Source organism: Flavobacterium cauense R2A-7, from assembly GCF_000498475.1.
GTDB lineage: Bacteria > Bacteroidota > Bacteroidia > Flavobacteriales > Flavobacteriaceae > Flavobacterium > Flavobacterium cauense.
The window spans coordinates 565,820-586,467 of sequence record NZ_AVBI01000019.1 but is presented as its reverse complement, the minus strand read 5'-3'; the positions used below and the strand labels follow the sequence as shown (position 1 = coordinate 586,467).

At 34.7% G+C, this 20,648-nt stretch carries 11 protein-coding genes and 1 tRNA gene; 8 read left to right on the top strand and 4 right to left on the bottom strand.

The window, feature by feature from the left end; all coding sequences use genetic code 11:
* Nucleotides 1-18: 18 nt before the first annotated feature.
* From FCR2A7T_RS14885 to FCR2A7T_RS12670, 4 genes are all read right to left on the bottom strand, one after another.
* Entirely contained in the window at nt 19-693 is a 675-nt protein-coding gene (locus tag FCR2A7T_RS14885; protein ID WP_023571703.1) for a DUF3667 domain-containing protein, read from the bottom strand.
* Nucleotides 694-881: 188 nt separating this feature from the next.
* Entirely contained in the window at nt 882-4,583 is a 3,702-nt protein-coding gene (purL, locus tag FCR2A7T_RS12680; RefSeq protein ID WP_023571702.1) for a phosphoribosylformylglycinamidine synthase, read from the bottom strand.
* A gap of 169 nt (nt 4,584-4,752) precedes the next feature.
* Nucleotides 4,753-5,400: a DUF1579 domain-containing protein gene (locus FCR2A7T_RS12675; protein ID WP_023571701.1), complete on the bottom strand. Its 648-nt coding sequence runs from the start codon at nt 5,398-5,400 to the stop codon at nt 4,753-4,755.
* Nucleotides 5,401-5,417: 17 nt separating this feature from the next.
* Nucleotides 5,418-6,947, bottom strand: a complete 1,530-nt coding sequence (locus FCR2A7T_RS12670) for a right-handed parallel beta-helix repeat-containing protein (RefSeq protein ID WP_023571700.1) — start codon at nt 6,945-6,947, stop codon at nt 5,418-5,420.
* Between the two features lie 156 nt (nt 6,948-7,103).
* On the opposite strand from FCR2A7T_RS12670, the gene FCR2A7T_RS12665 reads away from it, so the two are divergent.
* The 8 genes from FCR2A7T_RS12665 (at nt 7,104) to FCR2A7T_RS12630 (ending at nt 20,521) form a co-directional block, all read left to right on the top strand.
* Complete coding sequence (locus FCR2A7T_RS12665; RefSeq protein ID WP_023571699.1) at nt 7,104-7,529, top strand: PaaI family thioesterase; 426 nt, start codon at nt 7,104-7,106, stop codon at nt 7,527-7,529.
* A gap of 2 nt (nt 7,530-7,531) precedes the next feature.
* Nucleotides 7,532-8,596: an isochorismate synthase gene (locus FCR2A7T_RS12660; RefSeq protein ID WP_023571698.1), complete on the top strand. Its 1,065-nt coding sequence runs from the start codon at nt 7,532-7,534 to the stop codon at nt 8,594-8,596.
* Nucleotides 8,597-9,313 carry a bacillithiol biosynthesis deacetylase BshB1 gene (gene bshB1 / locus FCR2A7T_RS12655; protein ID WP_023571697.1) on the top strand — a complete coding sequence of 239 codons (717 nt, stop codon included), beginning with the start codon at nt 8,597-8,599 and terminating at the stop codon, nt 9,311-9,313. It abuts the gene before it with no gap.
* 63 nt (nt 9,314-9,376) lie between these two features.
* Nucleotides 9,377-9,452 (top strand) — tRNA-His (locus FCR2A7T_RS12650).
* Nucleotides 9,453-9,576: 124 nt separating this feature from the next.
* Nucleotides 9,577-10,746 carry a tyrosine-type recombinase/integrase gene (locus tag FCR2A7T_RS15245; RefSeq protein WP_242604102.1) on the top strand — a complete coding sequence of 390 codons (1,170 nt, stop codon included), beginning with the start codon at nt 9,577-9,579 and terminating at the stop codon, nt 10,744-10,746.
* Between the two features lie 1,279 nt (nt 10,747-12,025).
* The gene (locus FCR2A7T_RS12640) at nt 12,026-15,226 is read left to right on the top strand and encodes an Eco57I restriction-modification methylase domain-containing protein (protein ID WP_023571694.1); all 3,201 of its coding nucleotides are present in this window, start codon (nt 12,026-12,028) and stop codon (nt 15,224-15,226) included.
* Nucleotide 15,227: 1 nt separating this feature from the next.
* Nucleotides 15,228-17,048: an ATP-binding protein gene (locus tag FCR2A7T_RS12635; protein WP_023571693.1), complete on the top strand. Its 1,821-nt coding sequence runs from the start codon at nt 15,228-15,230 to the stop codon at nt 17,046-17,048.
* A gap of 98 nt (nt 17,049-17,146) precedes the next feature.
* Nucleotides 17,147-20,521, top strand: a complete 3,375-nt coding sequence (locus FCR2A7T_RS12630; protein ID WP_023571692.1) for a helicase-related protein — start codon at nt 17,147-17,149, stop codon at nt 20,519-20,521.
* The last annotated feature ends 127 nt before the right edge of the window (nt 20,522-20,648 follow it).

Here is a 20,648-nt window from a genome sequence, read left to right as displayed (position 1 = left end):
TTATGTCAGCGTAAACGTTTAGGCATGATAACTGAAGTTTCCAAATTTCCAATCGGTTACATAACCGAAAATAAGCATTAACACCATAATAAATTCGAATATCAGCAAAAACAGAAATAGAAACATTCGGATGCTGAATTTAATTTTGGAATACTTCTCGGAAAATGCTGTGTAATAACTGCGAATGGTGTGTAAAATTATGATGAATGGTGTTAAATAGTCGATTAGAGAACTAATGCTGTCAAGATATTTTACAAAACTTAAAAAGCTGACTAAATTGAAAAAGGTCACAAAAATTAAAATCCCTAAAAAAGTTATGCCCGCAATTATAAAATGTTCACTTAAATTAAATTTTCGTCTTCTGAAAAGCAAATAACTGTTGAGCGCAAAAAAAGGAACAAACAAAAGAATTATGCTCTTTGCGTTCTCGGTTAAAAACGTTTCAAGACTGTTCTTAACATGATGTTCCCCATTTGAAACGGAATTGAAATCCGCCACAAGTTGGTCATAATAATGATTTAGGAAAAAATTCAAACCCAGTAACAGTAAGATAAAATAAAAAACATTGTAGTAAGGAATTCGTTTTCCGCTAATATAATCCAACGCAGCTTTTCCCGGTCGTAATAGAGCTTCTTTTGCTGTAAAAAGCATTCCTTTTTCAAAATGCCAGATACCGTGTAAAACGTCATGCATTATGAAATGTTTGAAAGTAATACGGTGTGTATCTGATTTTTGCCCGCAGTTTGAGCAAAATTTCCCTGAAAGTTGAGTGTCGCAGTTTAAACAGTTGTGTTGTTCCATTATTACGAAATAATTTCGCACAATAATACAAAAAAGCACACTAATCTTAGTGTGCTTTTTTTCAGAATTTATTAAAAATCTTATTTGTTTTTTGTTTCAATCCATTTACGGGCGTTCACAAAAGCTTCATGCCAAGGCGTTACTTCGTCTTTTTGTCCGTTATCCGGATAATACGCCCAGTTCCAAGGGAAAGTGGAACGTTCAATGTGTGGCATCGTTACCAAATGGCGACCGGTTTTGTCACACATCATCGCAGTATTGAAGACCGAACCGTTCGGATTCGCCGGATACCCTTCGTAACCGTATTTTCCAACGATGTTGTATTGATCTTCCGAATAAGGCAAGTTGAATTTACCTTCACCATGCGAAACCCAAACCCCTAAAGTAGTACCTTCTAAAGAAGAAAGCATAACCGAATTATTTTTCTGCACAGTTACCGAAGTAAAGATGCTTTCGTGTTTATGCGAGTTGTTGTGTAACATTTTTCCGTGAACTTCATGCTCCGGATTGATTAGTTCCAATTCCATGAACAACTGACAACCGTTACAGATGCCGACCGATAAAGTATCTTCTCTTTTAAAGAAGTTTTTTAAAGCCGTATTCGCTTTTTCGTTGTATAAAAACGCTCCGGCCCAACCTTTCGCAGAACCTAAAACGTCAGAATTCGAGAATCCACCAACGGCTCCGATAAATTGGATGTCTTCCAAGGTTTCGCGACCGGAAATCAAATCCGTCATGTGAACGTCTTTTACGTCAAAACCTGCCAAGTACATTGCGTTGGCCATTTCGCGCTCGGAATTACTTCCTTTTTCACGGATGATGGCGGCTTTCGGTCTTGAACCAATTGGAGCAATTGTTCCCTGAGCTTGTCGAAGGGTTCCGTCAAAATGCGATGGGAAAGTATAGGTTAACGGTTGATTTTTATAGTTTTCGTAACGGGCAGCTGCCATTCCATTTTTCGATTGTTTGGAATCTAAAAGGAAAGACGTTTTGTACCAAGTGTCTCTTAATTTTGAAACACTTAAAGTAAAAGCATCCTCATTGTTGATGAACGTTACCACATCGCCTTCCACAGCAGAACCGATGTTGAAAATTTCGATATTATTCTGAGCGAAAACAGCTTCCACTTCGGCATTCGCCTGGAAAACCACCCCGATATTTTCGTTGAACAACGCTTTAACCGTGTCTTTTTCACCTAACGAAGTCAAATCAAATGAAGCACCTAATTTTACGTCGGCAAAACACATTTCCAATAACGTTGTGATTAAACCACCGCTTCCGATATCGTGTCCGGCCTGAATTTTACGTTCTTTGATTAAATCCTGTAAAACGTTGAAGGCTTTTTTGAAATACTCTGCATTTTTAATCGTTGGCACTTCATTTCCGATTTTATTCAAAACCTGTGCGAAAGAAGAACCTCCTAATTTGAAGGTATCCTGAGATAAGTTAATATAGTAGATGTTTCCGCCGTTTCTTTTCAAAACAGGTTCCACCACTTTAGTAATGTTCGAACAGTTTCCGGCTGCCGAAATGATAACCGTTCCCGGTGCAATCACTTCATCGTTCGGATATTTCTGTTTCATGGAAAGCGAATCTTTTCCGGTTGGAATGTTGATGCCCAATTCGATAGCGAAATCCGAACAGCCTTTAACCGCTTCGTATAATCTTGCATCTTCGCCTTCGTTTTTACAAGCCCACATCCAGTTGGCCGAAAGCGAAACCGATTTTAAATTGTCTTTCAACGGAGCCCAAACGATGTTGGATAACGCTTCTGCAATCGCGGTTCTGGAACCCGCAACCGGATCTACTAAAGCAGCAATAGGCGAGTGACCAATTGAGGTAGCGATTCCTTCTTTTCCTTTGAAATCCAACGCCATAACTCCAACGTTGTTCAAAGGCAATTGTAATGGGCCGGCACATTGTTGTTTTGCAACGCGTCCTCCTACACAACGGTCAACTTTGTTGGTTAACCAGTCTTTACAAGCAACCGCTTCTAATTGAAGCAATTGGTTTAAATACGTTGGAATATTTTCTGTTGAATAGTGTAAATCCGAGTAATTTGCCGCAACCGTTTTATCAGTCATGATGGTTTTTGGCGAACTTCCGAAGAAATCTTCCAACGCATAGTCCATCGGTTTTGCGCCGGTTGTTTTGGATTCAAACGTAAAACGATGATCTGCAGTTACATCACCCACCTGATACATTGGTGAACGCTCACGGTCGGCAATTTTCTGAAGGATATCAATATCTTTTTCACCGATCACCAATCCCATTCGTTCCTGAGATTCGTTTCCGATGATTTCTTTTGCGGATAGCGTAGGGTCACCAACGGGTAATTTATCCAAATCGATTAAACCTCCTGTATCTTCCACTAATTCCGAAAGACAGTTCAAGTGACCGCCGGCTCCATGATCGTGAATAGACACAATCGGGTTATTGTCGCTTTCCACCAAACCACGAATTGCGTTGGCAGCACGTTTTTGCATTTCCGGATTGGAACGTTGAATGGCATTTAATTCGATTCCTGAACCGAAAGCACCAGTATCTGCAGATGAAACCGCAGCACCACCCATTCCGATTCTATAATTTTCGCCACCAAGAATTACGATTTTATCGCCTTCCTGTGGTTTCTTTTTAATAGCCTGATCTAATTTTCCGTACCCGATTCCGCCCGCTTGCATGATTACTTTATCATAACCCAATTTTCTACTTTTGGAAGCTGAGGCACTCGAAGCTTCCTCGTGTTCGAACGTTAAAATGGAACCTGTAATTAGCGGCTGCCCAAATTTATTACCGAAATCTGAAGCTCCGTTGGATGCTTTGATTAGGATGTCCATTGGGGTTTGGTATAACCACGGTCTTGCGTTCATGGCTTCTTCCCAAGGACGGTTTTCTTCCAATCTTGAATAAGAAGTCATGTAAACCGCTGTTCCGGCTAAAGGCAATGAACCTTGTCCGCCAGCTAAACGGTCACGGATTTCTCCTCCCGAACCTGTAGCAGCTCCGTTGAACGGTTCTACTGTTGTAGGGAAGTTATGTGTTTCAGCTTTTAAGGAAAGTACCGAATCGAATTCTTTTTCTTCGTAGAAATCCGGTTTGTCGGCACTTTTTGGTGCGAATTGCGTCACTTTCGGTCCTTTTACAAAAGCAACGTTATCTTTATAAGCGGAAACAATATCATTAGGATTGGTTTCCGATGTTTTCTTGATTAATTTGAATAGGGAAGTCGGTTTTTCTTCACCATCCACTATGAAAGTTCCGTTGAAGATTTTGTGGCGGCAGTGTTCCGAATTAGCTTGAGAGAAAGCAAAAACCTCTGAATCCGTTAGTTTTCTTCCGATTTTGACTGCTAAATTATTAAGGTATTCTACTTCTTCGTCGCTTAAAGCCAATCCTTCCGATTTGTTATAAGCATCTATATCCTCAATGTCCAGAATGGCTTCCGGCTGAATGTTGATGGTGAAAATATCCTGGTTTAATTCGGCATATTTTTGGGAAATCATCGGATCGAAAGCGGTAAAATCGGAAGTTGTTTTTTCAAATTCCTCGATTCGGATAATTCCTGAAATACCCATGTTCTGGGTTATTTCAACGGCATTGGTGCTCCAAGGCGTCACCATAGCGGCACGGGGTCCAACAAAAAAATCCGACAGTGCGGATTTTTCTATTTTATGTGCGTTGCCAAAAAGCCAGTTTAATTTGTTGATGTCTTCAGTCGATAATTCGTTTTGCGTCTGAACTGCAAAAACAGTGTTCGTTTGGTTTCCGAAGAAATGAATCATTGTATGTAGTTGTTTTATTCCGCTACGTTCCAAAGAGTTTGGTTCGCCTCGGGTGTGTTGTTGTTTTGAAAGTGCAAATTTATTCTAAAAAAGTCAGTTAACAAAGTTTGACCTCATAAAAAAAGCACAAGAATGAACCTGTGCTTTTTGATAGAATTATTTAAAGAAATTATTTCTTTCTCTTCATTGTAATTTCCATGCTTTTGAACTCTTTTCCGTCGTATCCGGTGTCGTACATTTCCATTTTTTGAGTGTTTTCGTCCACCATTGTAATGACTTCACGCATTTTTTTCATTTTCTTGGTTACCGGGTCAATCACTTCGCCTTCCATTTTGAAGGTTTTGCTAGCTTCATCATAATTTCCGTGCATCACCATAATTCCGGTGCTCATGTTGTCAATCCAAGTCGAAATGTATTCTTTGGAAGCATTGTCATACGCTAACGTACTTTTTCCTTCAAACGGCATACCCATGAAATCACCCTTATGAACGGCTTCCTGATATTTACCGTCAAATACAGATTTGATTTCAGCGGTCATTTTCATTTTCATCGGTGCTGCACCTTCCTGTTGCCACGAGGTCATGTCTTCCTCCCAAACGCCGTTGTCTTTTGCCATTCTTTTGTGGGCATCACCGGGAGTGGCATATTCTGTCCAGGCTTTGGTAATGGCAGCAGAATCCGGAATTACGGTAGCTACTTCTTCTGTTTTTGTTGCAGTAGAATCTATTGCAGCCTGCGAATCGGTTTTATCTCCGTCTTTTTTGCAGGCAATCAGACTTAATGAAGCGATTGTTACTGTTAAAAATGTTTTGTTCATAATCTATGTTTTTTGGTTTACTCAAATATAACAAAATTATAAGCGCCTATGTCAGAAGGATTTGTTCTGTTTTTATCTAAAATGTCTTTAAAATTTGAAAATGAGAAATCAGCAGTTCCTTTTGCGGCAGAATGTTCACCAATGATAAGTTGGTTTCTTGATGGATTTTTAAAATCAGGTTTATTGGTTGTCGAATTTCTTGCAATAATACAGCCCGGATAATTGGCAGTATTGGCAATCGGATATAAAGGATTGGTTTCAAACTGACCAAAATCGAAGAATTTAATCAGACAATTTCTGAAATTATAATTGAAAAGATTTCCTTCTTTCTTCAAAGAAATTCCGTAGCTGCTTGAACCATAGATGATACAGTTGGTAAAATTGGCATTGGTAAGCGCAAAAGGAGCTGTTCCATCGTAATTATCAAGGGAAACCGGCACCTGATTTGGTCTCGGCCAGTAATTGGCAAATGTACAATGTGTAAAGTTATAATCACCTCCGTATGAACATGCTAATCCTGCTTGCCCACAGTTGTTAATCACTATATTTTTCCCATCAATAGTTGCGGTTTTTGCTAAAATACCATAATTGGAACAATTGTAAATCTGAACATTGTTCATGTTTAATGTTCCGGTATTTTTGTCAATCAGTAAACCTATTGTTGCATTCTTAATGGTTGTGTTATTGAATGTTCCATTACTGCCTAAAGTCATCCAGATGGTGCCCCATTGTCCCGGAATATCTTCAAAATCAGGTTCCAAACGGTCGCTTTGAAAAACGATTTCGTTATTATCAATTACATTCCCGTCAACATCATAGGTAGAAGGTGTTCCGTTTGAATTTATGGTAGCATTACTTCCGATAATCAATCCGGAATCGGCATGAAAATGAATTTTCGCACCCGAATCAATAGTCAATGTTTCATTATCCGGCACTGCGGCATAACCGTATATTACGTAAGGTTTTGTGTTGTTCCAATGGTATTCGTCTCCGTTGGCCAGATCGGCATGGTCCAGATAAAAACCGTAGATTTCTTCACCATTAATAGGTAGGGTTTCCGTAGTTCCGTCACCAAATTTTTTCGGATATAAAAAATAAGCATCTCTAACCAATGTTACTAAATCAACCGTTTGCGGCGCACCGCTTATATTATGAAATTCGATTTTATCAGTATATAGGTATTCCGAATCGGGATTAGCGTAGTCGTTATAATCAATTGTGGTTTCAATGAAAATGAACATACTGTCTTTTGCCAGTAATTCCACGTTATTGAAAACTTTGCCAGGCATTCCATCTACCATTAACCGGTATTTGGAATTTTCACCTTGTGCCAGTTGAAGTGTTGGTATTTTGATGTCTTTGTCGCTGTTGTTGTAGACTTTAAGCGTATAAGTACTTGAACCGATATTGGTAAAAACGGTATCCAGATAAACGGTTTGTTTTGAAAATTCAAGTCCGCCGGTACTGGTTTCAAATTCAAAATCCTGACGACAGGAAGTTAACAAAAGTATAAATCCAATAAAAAGTATATATAGGTAATGACGCATAAAAAAGTGCTTGTTTTTGGTAAAAGTATTGATTTTTTTTAAATTTCTTATAAGTATTCACTTAACTGCTTAACGTATTTTTAACCAAATTAGTTTACTCAGAGATGGGAATAATGGTTTTACATTTCATAAATTTACATTTCTAAAGAAATAATTATGTCATTTGATAAAGATAGAGTACTCCAACTTTGTAAAAACTTTTCCCAAAATACTTTAATGGAAACGCTCGAAATGGAGTTTATAGATGCCGGTGAAGATTTTCTGGTAGCAACTATGCCGGTAAATTCGCGAGTACACCAGCCTATGGGGTTATTGCATGGAGGCGCATCTGTTGCACTAGCGGAAAGTGTAGGCAGCGCCGCTTCGATAATGTTTATTAATCCTGAAAAACAGGAAGTTCGCGGTATTGAAATTTCTGCCAATCATTTAAAAAGCAAACGAGAAGGAATCGTTACCGGAACCGCAAAAATCATTCATAAAGGAGCGAGTATTCATCTTTGGGAAATTCGAATTACCGATGAACAGGGAAAACTGATTTCGCTTTGTAAACTGACCAATATGGTCTTACCAAGAAAACGATAAACATGACCGATTTATTTCTAAAAGTTAAGACACATCAGGAGCAAAATCTACCGTTTGTTTTGTATTCCAAACCTAACAAGCCATTTGTTGTTGGGCTTTTTCAGAATAACGATCATCTTTATTCGGTTACCAGTTTTAAAGAGAAAGGATTTGTTTTTGCGCCATTTGAAGGCGATCATTATGTTCTTTTTCCTGAAGAACACCTGCATGTTTTTACCGAGCATTTTCAAAACGAATCGGTAAAATTATCCGAAAATGTGTTTTATGAAATGAACGAAAAAGCAAAGGCTGATTTTGAACATTTAGTGGAAAAAGGAATCACGGCGATTAATTCCGGACATTTTCAAAAAGTGGTGCTTTCACGAAAAGAAGAAGTTGCACTGGAAGCGCTTGATGTTGAAGCCTTGTTTAAAAAAATGGTATTCTGTTATCCCTCGGCGTTCAAATATTTTGTCTATCACCCGAAAGTAGGGATGTGGATGGGGGCAACTCCGGAGCGATTGTTGAAAGTGAAAGATTTTGATATCGAAACCGTTGCCTTGGCAGGTACGAAAGTAAATAAAGGAAAAGAAAATACCGTTTGGAAATCGAAAGAACAGGAAGAACAGCAGTTTGTAACGCAATTTATTCTTGAAAACATTAAAAAGTATGTTTCGGAAGAAGTGGTTTCCAGTCCGTACACAGTTGAAGCGGGAAATTTGCTGCACATCAAAACGGATATTTCGGCAAAACTGCATGACAAGTCTGATTTGGGTGAAGTTTTGAAAGTTCTGCATCCTACACCGGCTGTTTGTGGTTATCCGAAACTGATTGCCAAAGATTTTATTTTGGAGCATGAAGGATACGACCGTGAATATTATGCCGGTTTTTTAGGCGAATTGAACCTGAATTTTGCCACCGGAAAAAGCGAATGTTCTGATTTGTATGTGAATTTACGTTGTATGAAAATTGAAGATAAAACCGCACATTTGTATATTGGTTGTGGGATTACCAAAGACAGTAATCCGGAGAAAGAATTCCTTGAAACGGTCAACAAATCAATGACCATGAAGAAAATTTTAAATTAAATGAAATTAGATATATTAGCTTTCGGGGCGCATCCCGATGATGTGGAATTAGGTTGTGGTGCTACCATTGCCAAAGAAATTTCGCTTGGAAAGAAAATCGGAATTGTAGATTTAACTCGTGGAGAATTGGGAACTCGTGGTTCGGCAGAAATCAGAGATGAAGAAGCGGCGGCGGCGGCAAAAATCCTAGGTGTTTCGGTACGGGAAAATCTAAGATTTCGCGATGGTTTTTTTGTTAACGATGAAAAACACCAATTGGAAATCATTAAGATGATTCGGAAATACCAGCCGGAAATCGTTTTATGCAACGCAGTTGACGATCGTCATATCGATCATGCCAAAGGCAGCAAATTGGTTTCCGATGCATGTTTTCTATCAGGTTTGCGCCGAATTGAAACCGAGTTAAACGGAGCACAACAAGAAGCGTGGCGACCAAAATTGGTGTATCATTATATTCAGTGGAAAAATATAGAACCTGATTTTGTCGTAGATGTAACCGGATTTACCGATAAAAAAGTAGATGCGATTATGGCTTACAGTTCTCAATTTTACGAACCGAATTCGAATGAGCCGATAACACCAATTGCCACAAAAAACTTTCTGGACAGCTTAACTTATCGTTCTCAGGACCTAGGACGACTAATTGGAACCGATTTTGGCGAAGGATTTACTGTAGAGAGGTATTTGGCAGTCAATAGTTTAGGAGATTTACGATAATTTTTTTAAAATTTTATTTGCGAAAGCAGATAAAACGCCTATATTTGCACTCGCAAAACAAATGGTGATTGTAGCTCAGTTGGTTAGAGCGTCGGATTGTGGTTCCGAAGGTCGCGGGTTCGAGACCCGTCTTTCACCCGAGAGCCTAACTTCGTAAAAAGGCATTGTATAAACGGTTTAAGAGTATTCTTAAATCGTTTTTTTTTATGTCAAAATTTGTTGCATATTTGAAATCGGTACACGAAAATGTACACGATTTGAAAATGAAAAAACAATATTCAATACCAAAAATATACGATGCCGACGGGGACCTGTCAAAACGTTGGTATGTATATTATTCTTATCGCAATCCTGAGACTGGAAAGCTTGAAAGACAAGTTAATATTTCTTCAGGATTAAATAATTATAAGACATTTAAGGGTCGAACGAAAGCTGTTAAAATACTCCGTCAAGTAGTAGAGGATATTTTAATCAACGGTTTTAATCCTTATGAAGAAACTGAACCATTAGATGTAGTTAAAAAATATACAGTGCCAGAAGCTTTTGATTTTATTCTTGATCTTAAAAAAGGAGTTCTTTCTCCTTCGAGTTTTAGAGATTTTAAAAGTAGAATGAAGCAATTTAAGGAATGGCTTATTTCTCATGGTTGGGAATACAGATTCATAACCTCTGTAAACAAAGATGTTGTTATATCTTACCTTAATTATGTAATGAAAAAGACAAGTGCTTCGAATCGTAATAACACGAGAAGTAATATTTCATTATTCTATACTGCATTAGTAGATAATAATATTGTTGAACGTAATTTCATTGCAGAAATAAATGTTGTTAAAAGTGCTCCCGAGAGAAATAAAACATATACAGTTACACAAGAAAAAAAGATATTTGAATATCTAGTTAAAGATTACCCAGTCTTATTGCTTTTTATAAAATTCATTTCTTATAATTTTCTAAGACCGATAGAAGTTTGTAGATTGAAAGTTGGTGATATTGACATTTTGAGTAAACAATTGCATGTCAAAGCAAAGAATAAGGCAGTTAAAATCAAAATTATTCCAGAAGTACTTTTGAGTGAACTTCCTGATTTATCAAAATTCCCATTAAATAATTCTCTGTTTTCTCTCGATACAATTGGGGGTGGATGGGAAACCGAAATTGATAATAAACGAAATTATTATTCAAAACAATTTTCTAAAATTAAAGCGGAACTTGGTTTAGGAAAAGAATACGGACTTTATAGTTTCAGGCATACCTTTATAACAAAACTGTATAGAGAGTTCAGGAAGGAGTTTACACCTTTTGAGGCAAAAAGTAAGCTCATGCTAATAACAGGCCATTTTACCATGGATGCCTTAGAAAAATATCTTAGAGATATTGATGCAGAACTACCTGAGGATTATTCTGATGCAATTAAATGTGCAAATTCGGAATAAGAATAATGATGATTTATTTAGATGAATGAAAGAGTTAAAGATTAAAATTTACTTTAAAATTTCATAAAAATTAGGAATTAATCTTTTATTATAAATCAAGTAGTTACGATCGAAACTAACGAAGAATTTGGACATACCAATGATATACAAGAACTAAATAAAGATATATATTAAAAATAAAAGAGAATGTTGATAATTGTTCTTTTAATTTTTTAGGAATACTACAAAGTGGATTGTTTTTTTACAAGAACATAGCTGCGCAGTAAAATGAGATTTCACTGAGTAGCGCGCGTAAAAGGAAAGTTTTAATTTATTTAAAGAACGAAAATGAATTTTATGACGTTTAAGGGGTGTTTTTATATTTAAATACAAGAGAAACTGTTTTTTGTGAGTTATCTTCTTTTAAATATGTTTTTTTTGCTTTTTACGATATGTGTAGTAATGGAAGTAGGAAACAGAATGGAGAAAGTAATTCTAATATGATTTTTCGAAATTTTATAAAGTGTTTTTCTTGTCAATATTTCTTCTAAAACATTATTTTGGTACGTGAATGGTACGTGAAATTTTTCACGTACCATTCACGTACCATTCACGTACCATTCACGTACCTTTTACCTACCGCCCACGTACCATTTCACGTACCGCCACGTACCAAACAGTGTAAAAAGTATCAAAAACTGTCTAACTGTAGAGACTAACAAAAAAAAAGTTTGTAATTGTTATAGTAAAATTAAATTTGAATATTGGTACAATTAACTGATTCGGAAGAGCATTAAAAAACACAACTTCCTCCGATTAAAAAAGAACGGCATATTTGTCTATGCTTTAAAAGAAAACTCATACGAAGAAGTTGATATTCGAAATAAGGAAATTGAAGAGGAATAACCCCTAAAAAAAGCAACATTAAATTACTTCATATTGCGCTTAATTAATAGGGTAAGGAGGGTAGGCAAAAAACGTTGAAACTTTTTTCGTTTTTTTCTGAAACTAAAATTCAGGTAACATAAGACTATTACAATGCAAATCAGAACAGGAGTTGTTCCGGTTTGCATTGTTTTTAGCGGTTAAATCCGTTTTTGTCATTCTGAACTTTTCGAAGAATCTTTTAGTAAAAAATTGCTTACCCTGCTTACCCTATTCAAACAGTTGTAATTTTTTACATTTTGTTGATAAGAAGTAGATACTTTACGTGTTTCCTCACTTTACTTTCGATTGCTTTTCTCTATATTTACAACTTTACATTTTTGTACAACTTTACCTCGTTAAATAAGCCTGAATAATGGATAAACTAATTCAAAATTTCTCTATAAAATCAATATCAGATTTCTTTAAATCAAAAATATCTTCGTTTCAGCCTATCTCTGAAAATCTAGATTATATCATTGACGATAAACAGTTTGACAAATTCTCAGCGCTACAGAAAATAGGTGAAGTGGAATTTAAAAACGCAGAAGATTTATTAGTTTTTGCATGTAAATTCAATGGAGAATTATCGGAACGGGCTTCAAAAAAGCAACAATTTGAAATAGCAAAAAAAGTACTTAAGGAAGATTTCAAAGACGGATCTATTTTTGTTTTTCATGACAGTAAAGGCTGTTTCAGATTTTCTTTCATCAGAAGAAACTACGGTAACAAAGAACAAAAATTCTCTAATTGGAAACGTTACACTTATTTTGTTGATCCATTAAAAACAAATAAGACCTTCAAGAATAGAATCAATGGGTGTAATTTTTCTTCGTTAGATGACATCCAAGAAGCATTTAGTGTTGAAAAATTAAACAAGAAATTCTATGAAGAGATAGCAACTGCCTTTTATAGTCTTATAGGAGGTAAAGTAAACATTAACAAAAAAGAAGTTTCGTTTAATTCCTGTTTGCAATTACCTTCAACACCTGTAGATAATAGAAAAGTGTATCAGGAGTTTGCTGTACGTTTAATTGGTAGAACTATTTTTTGTTGGTTCTTAAAAAACAAGAAATCTGATGCAGGAATTCCGTTAATTCCAGAAGAGTGGCTTTCATCAAGTAGGGTGGCAAGTGTCAATAACGACCAACACAATTACTATCATTCCATAGTAGAAAAATTGTTCTTCTTGGTGTTAAATAAAAAACAAGAAGACAGAAAACCATATATGTTGCCTAACGATCATGAGTTGGTACCTTTCTTAAATGGAGGGCTTTTTGAAGCTCAAGAGGATGATTTTTTTCCAAAGGATAGCAAAGGGATACACAATCAAAATTTTGCGTTAAACATTCCAAATGATTGGTTTTTAAAGTTTTTCGAAACATTAGAGCAATACAACTTTACCATTGATGAGAATAGCATTAACGATTTTGAAGTAAGTATCGACCCGGAAATGCTGGGAACTATTTTCGAAAATCTATTGGCAGAGATTGACCCGGATACCGAAAAAAGTGCTCGTAAATCTACAGGGAGTTTCTATACTCCTCGTGAGATTGTCGATTATATGGTGGAACAATCACTATTGCAGTATATCAAAACAAAAACCAATATTGAAGACGAAGAACAATTAGAAATATTGTTAAAAGACGATACTGAAAACCCGTTTAATGAAAAACAAACCATTGCTATATTAGAAGCATTAAGCGAAGTGAAAATTTTGGATCCTGCTTGTGGTTCCGGTGCTTTTCCAATGGGAGTATTGCACAAGATTATTGTATTACTCAAAAAATTAGATAAAGGAGCCGTTTGGTGGAGAGCTAAGCAATTGGAAAAAATTGATAATGCATTAGTTCGCAAAGCGATGGAAGAAAAAATATCTAAAGAAAATAGTGATTACATCCGTAAACTGGGTGTAATACAACATTCTATTTATGGGGTAGACATTCAACCCATTGCTGCAGAAATCTCTAAATTAAGAAGTTTCCTTTCCTTGATTATTGATGAAAATATTGATGATAAAGCAGAAAACAGGGGAATAGAACCTTTGCCAAATTTAGAATTTAAGTTTGTTACTGCTAATACGTTAGTCAGTCTTGAGAAAGGTAATACACTTGGTAAAGACATGACTTTTGATTTTGGTGAAACATCTCATTTACAAAACGAATTACAACAGCTTAGAGCAAGTTATTTACAAGCGACTCCTCAAGAAAAAGAAAATCTAAAAAAGAAATTCGAAAAACTGCAAACACAAATTTATAAACAAGAAGTTTTAAATGCAGGGGGTATTGGTAGCAAACGAGCACAACAATTAGTGGCTTGGAAACCATTTAGTAACGAAAGCTCTGCTTGGTTTGACCCAGAATGGATGTTTGGGGTAGAAAAATTTGATGTGGTGATTGGGAATCCTCCTTATGTTCAAATAAAACAAATTGATGCTGAGAGCAAAAAAAGATTTACCAATAGTTTCAAATTTGCTACAGGTAGATTTAATCTTTTTTATTTATTCATAGAAATTACAAAAAAGTTTTCTAAAGAAAATTCTATAACTTCTTATATTGTACCAGATAGACTATTATTAAATACTCAATGTGCAGATATTAGAAAATACCTTTTGACAGAACAAAATATTAATGAAATTATCGCTTTTGGTGAATTAGTTTTTGAATCCGCGATAGTTGATTCAATAATAATAACTTACTCAAATTCAAAAAGAAATAAAGACTTTATTAAAGCGCTTACTAATTGCAGTATTGAATCATTGAAGAGTCCAAAAAGAACCGAAATTCCATATTCACACATAGATAACTCTCCAAATAATCAATTAGATTTAAACTATAATTTAGAAATAAGTAATTTAATAAATAAGATTAGAAATAATTGTGAGTTGTATGGTAACATATGTAATGTTAAGGATGGTATAATCCAAAGTAAAATTCCAGATTTATTATTTCTAAAAGATAGAAAAGATGAATTTTCAAAGAAAATATTATTTGGTCGAGATATTGATTCATATAAAATTAATTGGAATAACAATTGGGTAAATTACAATGAAGTAGCTATGAAATCGGCTGAGGCTTTAAGAGGAGGAAATGGACTTAGACTAAGAAATTCTAGCTTATTTGAAAACAAAAAAATTCTAACTAGACAAACTTCTGATTCAATAATTGCCGCCTATGATGTTGATAATTTTTATTATGCAAATACTTTACATGGAGCTGTAATTCAAGATGTATCTTATGATCCGCTTTATCTACTTGGTGTTTTGAATTCTAAATTAATAACTTTTTATTATAGAACGATTACTGCAGAAGAAGGAAAAGTTTTTGCGCAGGTTAAAATAGAGTTATTAAAATTACTTCCTATTAAGAAAACAAAAGACCAACAAAAAATCATAGATATAGTAAATGCTTTAATAAATCAAATAAAAATTGATGACAACAATACTAATGATAATTATATTGACCAAATCGACCTATTGGTATATAAACTTTACGAGCTTAGTTATGATGAAGTTTTAGTGGTTGATGCTGCGTTTGAGTTGAGTGAGCAGGAGTATGATAATTACAAATTAAGTTAATATGCAAAGCATAGCTGAAATATTAGAATACTTAAACAGTACGGACGAATGTACAACCATTGAGGCAAAGCGTGGTACAGCCATCGATATGTCAGTTATGGAAACTATTTGTGCTTTTGCAAATGAGCCTGGTTTAGGAGGTGGAATAATTGTGCTTGGAGTTACCCGTGATGAAAGTTCTTTGTTTCCATCTTATACAATTGAAGGAATAGATAATCCCGATAAATTACAGTTGGATTTAGCATCTCAAACGGCTACACTATTTAATCAACCAGTGCGTCCGGAAATTGAGGTTGAAATGCTGCCTAATAAAAAAATAGTAGTAAAAATTCAAATTAATGAGTTGCCTGATGGTCAAAAACCGTTGTATTTCAAAAAAAACGGATTGCCACAAGGAGCTTACAGAAGAATTGGTTCAAGCGACCAACGTTGTACTGAAGATGATTTGTTTGTTTTTTATAACAAAGAAGATAGTTTAGATAGTACAATTGTCAACGATACCAGTATAGAAGATATTAGTGAGGAAGCTATTTCATTATACAGAACCTTAAGAGCCAAAGTAAATGAATATGCTGAGGAGCTAAACTATAGTGATAAAGATTTATTACGTTCATTAGGTTGTATCAAGCAAGATAAAGGCGATTGGAAACTAACTTACACAGGTTTGTTAGTTTTTGGTAACCGTATGGCTTTACGTAGATTATTACCTATGGTTCGTGTAGATTACATTCGCGTCCCGGGTAATGAATGGGTAGAAGACCCTGAAAATAGATTTACTACTATCGACATGCGGGGTCCGCTAATTCAATTAGTACAACGTGTTTTTAGTGCTATTGCAGATGATTTGCCTAAAGGTTTTTTATTAGGCGAAGGCGAAATACAAGCTTCAAATATTGGATTGCCTTCTAAGGTACTTCGTGAGGCATTAGTAAATGCTTTTATCCATAGAACGTATAGAGAAAATCAACCTATTCAAATAATTCGTTATGGGAATAGATTAGAAATTAAAAATCCTGGATTTTCACTGAAACCTGAAGAGCAATTGGGAGAGCCGGGTTCAAAAAATAGAAACCCTTTCATTGCTTCTATATTTCATGAAACCAATCTGGCTGAAACCAAAGGTAGTGGTATTAGAACTATGAGAACTCTAATGGAAAAGTCTTCGTTAGCACCACCGACATTCGAAAGTGACCATTCAGCGAATTTATTTACTACTAGATTGTTATTGCATCATTTCTTAAATGAAACAGATTTACAATGGTTAGACACATTAAAAGAGTATGAGTTAAATGAATCTCAGAAAAAATGCCTTATCTTTTTAAGAGAAGCCGGAGCAATTGACAATCCAACATATCGTCAGTTAAATGCTTGTGATATATTGAGAGCTAGTAATGAATTAAGAGCTTTAAGGGATAAAGATTTAATAGTCCAAAAAGGCAAAGGACGTGCGACGTATTATATTGCCGGACCTGCCCTTAACACAAAAGTAGAAGAACTTAACACAGAACCCCTCGCGCTTAACACAGAACCCCTCGCGCTTAACACAGAACCTCAATCTTTAATACAGGAGTTACCTTCTGTTTTAAGAGACAAAATTCAGGTATTAGGTAGTAGAGAAAATGATAGTAGTAAAATTGAGAATATCATATATGAGCTATGCCAATTTAAAAGCTACTCTGTGAAGCAAGTAGCTGTAATTCTTAATAGAAAAGAGAATTATGTATATAGAAATTACATTAATCCGATGCGAGAGGCTGGTAGACTTCAATATACAATACCAGATATGCCTAACCATCCGGAACAAGCATATAAGTCAATTTAACAATGAAGGAAGAGTAAGCTTAAAGCATAAGGTATAATCCTTAACACAGTACCTAACTTATGTAATAAGCAGTAAAAAATAAGAACATAAAACAGAGAATGGCAAACAATTTTATAACCAATAATAAAACCCATAAATCACTAAAAGGAAGATTAAATACTTTAATCGGAATTAGTGATGAACTTAAATTTCTAGTAGGTTTTTTTTACTTTTCAGGTTGGCAAGAACTCTTTGAAAATCTAAAAAAGAACGAAAATCTAACCTTGAAATTATTGGTAGGTTTACAAGTAGATCAAATCTTAAATAAAATTGTAGAACACGGTAGTCAGGAAGAAGAGCAATCACACGATGATCAGTTCAATCAGTTCATGACTTCAATGGGAAATGCTATTAACAATGAAGAGATGGACACAGAAGCATTTTACAATCAGGTAGAATTCTTCTTGCAAATGCTTAATGAAAAACGTTTAATCATTCGTAAAACCGAAAATTCAAATCATGCCAAGTTATACTTGTTTCGTTTAAACGAAGAGCAAGCAAACATTCAGGCAATGACAGGTCAGTTTATTACAGGAAGTAGTAATTTAACACGTGCGGGTTTATCAGGTCAGGAAGAATTTAACGTTGAAATAAAAGATTATGGTTTTAATGAAGCAGAAACGTATTTTGATGAACTATGGGAACGTTCCATTCCAATTTCAGAAATTGATGACCGCAAAGAGTTTTTAATTCAATTTATTCAACACAAGTCTCAAGCAGCTTCAGTAACCCCATTTGAAGCCTATGTTTTAATTCTAAAAACATATTTAGACCTGCAACAACAAAAACAAATCAAACCTGAAATAGAAAATCTTTTAGAAGAAAAGGGATATAAAAAATACAGTTATCAGTTAGATGCAGTAAATCAGGCATTAAACATCATCAATGAATACAATGGGGTTATTATTGCCGATGTAGTAGGATTAGGGAAATCAGTTATTGCAACTTTAATAGCAAAAAATTTAGGAAAAAGAGGTATGATTATATGTCCTCCGGGTCTTGTTGGTGACAAAACATACAGTACGGGTTGGTGGGGATATATTAATGAATTCAATCTGTATGATTGGGAAGTAGAAAGTCGTGGAAAGCTGGAAGACTTGGCTGACACCATCCAAACAAAAGGAATCGAAGTGGTAATTGTCGATGAAGCTCATTATTTTAGAAATCAGGATACAGCCGATTATGAAGCACTTTTAACAATTTGTAGAGATAGAACTGTTATTTTACTAACAGCCACACCTTTCAATAATTCACCTGCCGATATATTTGCACTACTAAAATTATTTATTGTTCCCGGAAAATCAGGTATAACAATTGATGATAATATCGAGGGATTATTCAGAGCATATAACTACAGATACAAAAGACTTTCGGACATCATAAAAAATTGGAATTCCAAAGAACCAAAAAAAATTAGAAAAGCGGAACAATTGTACGTATCAATGCTAGGAAAAGAACTTCCTATCGATGTAAATAGTGTAAGACACGAAACTAAAGTATTAGCTAACCAAATCAAGAACATAATATCTTCTGTACTGATAAGACGAAATCGATTAGATTTAAAGGAAGATTATGTCTACAGAGAAGAGGTAGGCGATTTATCAACTGTAAAAGACCCCGTAGAATTATTTTACCTTTTAACACATGAGCAAAACACTTTTTACGATAAAATTCTTAACGAGTATTTTGAAGAAAATGGAAGATTCAAAGGTGCAATTTACCAACCATTTAGTTATGTTAAAATTGTAGATGAAGATGCTCTAGATGAAGAAGGAAACAGAGCTTTCCAACAACAGAGAAACTTATATGACTTTATGCGGCGTTTATTAGTAAAACGTTTTGAAAGTTCATTTGGTGCTTTCAGTAAGTCAATCGATAGATTTTTAAATGTGCATTTAATTGTTAGAGATTTTATTGAAAAATCAAACGGTAAATATATTTTAGATAGAGGCTTAATTGAAAAAATACTTTCCTATGATGAAGATGATATCGATAAGGTATTAGATGATTATTCGAAAGAGTTATTAACTAAAAAAACACCAAAAAACAATACGGTTTATAATCTGGATGATTTCCAAAGAAGAACTGATTTTTTGGAAGATATAGATAGTGATATTGTTGTTTTTCAGGAAATTCAACAACAACTTAAAGAGCTAAACATTGTTGACCATGACCCCAAAAGAGAGCGTATTGCAGAACAAATAAAGCTAATTCTTGAAAACGACAAGAATCGTAAAATAATATTGTTTTCGGAGTATGTAGATACCATTAAACATTTGGAAGATTATTTTAGAAAAGAGTTCGGAAATAAGTTGATTGTTTGTGATGGAAAAGTTTCTAAGGAAATGAAAAAACATCTTGATTCAGATTTCAATGCACAATATAAAGGCTCTCAAACCAATCATTTCGACATATTAATTACCAGTGATAAACTTTCCGAAGGATTCAATCTCAATAGGGCTGGTGTCATTATCAATTACGATATTCCCTGGAACCCGACACGAGTAATTCAAAGAGTAGGCCGTATCAATCGTATTGGTACTAAGGTGTTTGATGAGTTGTACATATATAACTTTTTTCCTTCCGAAATTGGAGCTGATATTGTAAAATCAAGAGAGATTGCTTCTCAAAAAATGTTCCTAATACATAGTTCATTGGGGGAGGATTCCAAGATTTTTGATGTGGAAGAAGAACCAACAGCATCAGGTTTATTTAATAAATTAAATCAAAACCCGGAAGAAGAGGGAGAAGTCAATACTTCAACCCATATTAGAAATATATTCAAAGATATTGAAGAAAAATATCCGGAGGCAATTAAAAAGATTTCAGATTTACCAACTAGGGTAAAAACCGCCAAATCATTTGATAAGTATCAATTAAATGTATTGCGAAAAAAAGGTTTAAGTTTATTTGCTCAGATTATCGAAAATTTGGAAGGGACACAGTCACACATTAAAGAAATTACGTTTGAAGATTTAGTGACAAATGTACAATGTGAATATGATGAAAATAAATCACCTCTTTCAAAAGACTTTTGGACTAATTATGAAAGTATTAAAACGTTCAAGCCTCAATACAAAACAGGTAGAAGTGACATTGCATTAGAATCAAAAGCTTTGGACAATCTAAAAATATTCCTGAAAGTATTGCCTGCTAATGAAGAAGGATTAGCAAATTTTTCAAAAATGTTAATTAAAGATTTAAAAAAGTACCATACATTATCTAGTAGAACATTGGGAAGGTTAGGTAGAAAGAGCATAAATCCAAAGTCGAATGAAAAAGAAATAGAGGCTTTTAAAAAAGAAATAATTTGGGTTAGAAATCACTTTGGTGACGATTATTTAGATAGAATTTTAAAAAGAGTAGACAATCAAAAAAATGAGGTAATCATTGCTGTGGAAAATAACGATACTCATTCAAAATCAGTACAATAAATATGTAAATTTCATGCTATTTTTTTTTAATGCCTAAGTGTTGAACTGCTTCAAGACTCAGATAAATTCAAATTTGCTGATGACACTTTATATCTTAAAATAAAAGATAGTTATTGTCTAAGTGTTT